The sequence below is a fragment of the Photobacterium kasasachensis genome, from assembly GCF_050336885.1.
Taxonomy (GTDB): Bacteria; Pseudomonadota; Gammaproteobacteria; order Enterobacterales; family Vibrionaceae; genus Photobacterium; species Photobacterium kasasachensis.
The window spans coordinates 1-2,503 of record NZ_JAKJSH010000053.1; the positions used below are offsets into that span (position 1 = coordinate 1).

Consider the following 2,503-nt stretch of genomic DNA (forward strand, 5'->3'; position numbering starts at 1 on the left):
GTTATCTCTTGGACGCGTAAGAGGTGATGTAAACGTCTTAATAAAAAGCCAATGGCAACACATCAAGCAGTTGTTTAATCAAGCGAGTTGCAAACCTAAATATGTCGGATTCACACAGCTAGCCAAGCGAAAACCATTGCAATGCCATCTTCATCTCTATAAAAAACAAACACCTAGAAAACGTAAAGACCGGCCAAAAGGTCGAGAGCTCTTCTCCGCCCAGGCAGTCCATAAGAAGTCAGCACTAGAACCTTGGCTGCTGGCGACTAATATCCCAACAAATATATTTTCATCTCGATGTATCGTCAGGCTCTACACTAAACGCTTCGACATTTTACTACTCATTGGTCTGCTCGCTTTTATGGTCTATTGGTGGTTGGAATAATTGCAGAACATAACGGTTGGCACCGTCACTTTCAAGCAAATTCTGTAAAAGACCGACGCGTTTTATCATTTGTTAGGTTAGGAAAAGAGGTCTTCCGACGGCTAGAATATCACATCAACGATTCAGCAATTCGTTGGGCGCAACCCACCCTAATTCTAATGGCAAGGAACAATTATCGTGCGTAAATTATGTGGGGATCCGCCAGCGCCTGCAATAAGGTGTGCCCCACTGAACTCGCAAAGCACACAGAACTCCACACCAAAACCGCCGAGTGTAACGGGTCACCCTTGATTGCTTTGTTAAACCGCTACCCAGCCTTTCAGTTCAAGTTTAGATAACACTGTAACCCAACATTTATACTCAGGGTCGAAAGCTAAACCAAATTTTGGACTAACGAAAAAACCATACTTCTCAAAGACAGCAACATCATTGGTTTTAACATAAGAAAGTAACTTATCAAAATGAACTACTACACTATTAATCTCATATACAGAGCTATTTACAGTAACTTCGGTCAATCTACCTGTGGAGTTAAAACGGTATACGCCATGATTGTATTAAATTTCAATCAAGCCAATATTATTAACTACTTTTCTTAATGGTTTTCCATATTTCCTAATAAGTCCAGACTCAGAGATTTCTAAGTCAACCCTCCTACCAACTCATAAGGTTTAATTCTCATAATAGTCTCGAATTAATACTCAATTTATTTAATATAATTCAATGGAGTAAAATCTATCACGTTACCAAGGAATTTAATTACTGACGACATCAATACCTTAGCTAGGGCTACAAAAGTAATTAAAGAGCGGTTTAACGCCTGCAATAAGGTGCCCCACACTGAACCAGCAAAGCACACTGAACTTCAAACTAAAATGCCGAGTGTAACGGGTCACCTTGATTGCCTTGTTAGCTTCTTGCCAACTAGGCCTACGTAAATATCAAGGCAAATAGTAATTGATATAATGCTTAAGTACTCTTCCGCCAATATGGCTTATAGTAGCTATAGGTTTCAGCAAAGTATTAAAATGAACACCTAGAACACGGTTTGTATTTGTTCTGCTCTTAATCGCTTGAGCTAAATTATCATAAACTTGACAGAATTGATCGATGTCACCATTTTGAGCCTGCGAGAAACAATTATTTCTACCATCCCAAACACACTCAGAATTAAGGTGTAGCCCAAAGCCATACTTCTTATTTTTTTGTACTAATTTATTCATTTGGTTAGAAAATTGGTTCTTAGTTAAAATATAACTATCAATTGATACCCATTTRCCTTCAAGATTCACTTGAGTTACTGCATGGAATAACTTATAKGGAAGTATGTAATAAATTAGACTAGGAATTGCATATCTTAATATCTCTTTATCGATATAAACGAAAGCCAATCGAGATTCGAACCCAGCTAAAGTTAACAGATGACATAGCAGATCAGCTTGAGCATTACAGTGACCCATTCCATTTTTCACTGTGTCTCTTGGGGAGACCGTTTCAAAATCAGCCGTAAAACCAAACTTTATATGGTCCCTAACCCAATTATGAAGAACTACTAATAACTCAGTTTCAGAACTCGAATTTTGCTTAAAATTCCGAACTAATTCTTCTAATGTCACTCTACAAACCTCACTTATATACTTGATAGGTCGCTATAACTCGTATTTGCAGCTAACGCCTAACACTTGTGAATCCCCACAAAATACCTTTGTAGTTCAATAAGTAGACACACACCTTACCTTCTGAGCTAATGAATTCACCACAAACACAAAAGATTGAAAGCAAGATGCGTGATATTCAAATACTACACGAGTCGCTGGAAAATCAATGCCCTAACATTCACAAAAAGAGACTCCAATCACTCATGGACTCGGTGCAATCATTGCTTAGCAATGATGCACTTACGCTTACTTTGCTTGGGCGCTCACTTCCTTCAAAGGCCAAAACCAAACACTGTATTAAGCGCGTTGACCGTTTATTAGGTAATAATCACCTTCACCACGGCAGACTCGATATTTATCGGTGGCACTGTCATCAATTTTGTTCGGTCAATGCACAGCCTATTGTCTTAGTCGATTGGGCTGACATCCGCGAATATGAACGACTCATGGTACTAAGAGC

The 2,503-nt window shown here is 38.8% G+C and carries 1 protein-coding gene and 2 pseudogenes; 2 read left to right on the top strand and 1 reads right to left on the bottom strand.

Annotated features, from left to right (window positions below; translation table 11 throughout):
• Positions 1–570, top strand: a pseudogene (locus L4D19_RS30030) (transposase family protein); the annotation flags it as partial.
• A 756-nt stretch (positions 571–1,326) separates the two neighbouring features.
• Here the strand turns inward: L4D19_RS30030 and L4D19_RS30035 are convergent.
• Positions 1,327–2,001: a transglutaminase-like domain-containing protein gene (locus tag L4D19_RS30035; RefSeq protein WP_428455443.1), complete on the bottom strand. Its 675-nt coding sequence runs from the start codon at positions 1,999–2,001 to the stop codon at positions 1,327–1,329.
• 167 nt (positions 2,002–2,168) lie between these two features.
• On the opposite strand from L4D19_RS30035, the pseudogene L4D19_RS30040 reads away from it, so the two are divergent.
• A pseudogene (locus L4D19_RS30040) lies at positions 2,169–2,503 on the top strand (IS4 family transposase); the annotation flags it as partial.